This is a genomic window from Streptomyces sp. NPDC037301 (assembly GCF_055602785.1).
In genome coordinates, this window is record NZ_JBVJWD010000109.1 from 8,875 (window position 1) to 9,965 (window position 1,091).

At 76.6% G+C, this 1,091-nt stretch carries 1 protein-coding gene; it reads left to right on the plus strand.

Features of this window, described 5'->3' with window-relative positions:
• Positions 1 to 102 precede the first annotated feature (102 nt).
• Positions 103 to 1,091: SpnB-like Rossmann fold domain-containing protein (locus ACZ7IB_RS47980; RefSeq protein WP_470921576.1), on the plus strand; the 989-nt coding region annotated here is incomplete at its 3' end.

Genomic DNA, 1,091 nt, shown 5'->3' on the forward strand with positions numbered 1-1,091 from the left:
TCCCCCCCCCCCCCCCCCCCCCCCCCCCCCCCCCCCCCCCCCCCCCCCCCCGCCCCCCCCCCACCCCCCCCCCCCCCCCCCCCCCCCGCGCTGCTGGCCTCCGTGCTCACCGCCGCGCAGGAGTGGCTCGGTCTCGCGGAGCTGGAAGAGGCGCGCCTCGCGGTGGTGACCCGCGCAGGCGCTGTCGTGGCACCCGGCGAGCGGCCCGAACCCGGGCAGGCCGCGGTGCAGGGCCTGATCCGCACGGCGTCCTCCGAGCATCCGGGCCGTTTCCTGCTGGTCGACCTGGACGGCGCCCCGGTGTCCGCCGCGGCCCTGACCGCCGCGGTCGCCGGTGCGGTGGCCGCTGACGAGTCCGCCCTCGCGCTGCGTTCCGGAGCGGTGTTTGTGCCCCGGCTCGGCCGGGTCTCCAGCGCCGGCGCCGGCACTCTGGCCCTGCCCGACGCGGACGTCTGGGGGGTGGAGCTGGACACGGGCGGCACCCTGGACGGGCTGCGCCTCACGGCCGCCCCGCGCGCCGCCGAGCCCCTCGGAGCGGGTCAGGTGCGGGTCGCCGTACGTGCCACCGGCGTCAACTTCCGTGACGTGCTCGTGGCGTTGGGCGTCGTTGCCAAAACGGCGGGGCTGGTGGGTGGTGAGGGTACCGGCGCTGTCCCCGAAACCGAGGAGTTGTTCGGCAGTGAGGGTGCGGGGGTGGTGACCGAGGTGGGCCCCGGTGTCACCGGGCTCGCGGTGGGCGACCGCGTCATGGGCCTGCTGTCCGGCTCGTACGCGGGGCCGCTCGCCGTTGCCGACAGCCGCATGCTCGTGGCGATGCCCGCCGACTGGTCGTTCGCCCAGGCGGCGTCTGTGCCTGTGACGTTTTTGACCGCCTACTACGCGCTGGTCGACCTTGCCGGGCTGCGCGAGGGCGAGTCGCTGCTGGTGCACGCGGCCGCGGGCGGGGTGGGCATGGCCGCCGTTCAGCTGGCCAGGCACCTCGGTGCCGAGGTGTACGCCACGGCCAGTGAGGCCAAGTGGCCCTTGGTGCGCCACACCGGCATCGCAGCCGAGCGGCTTGCCTCCTCGCGCAGCGTGGAGTTCGCCGACCG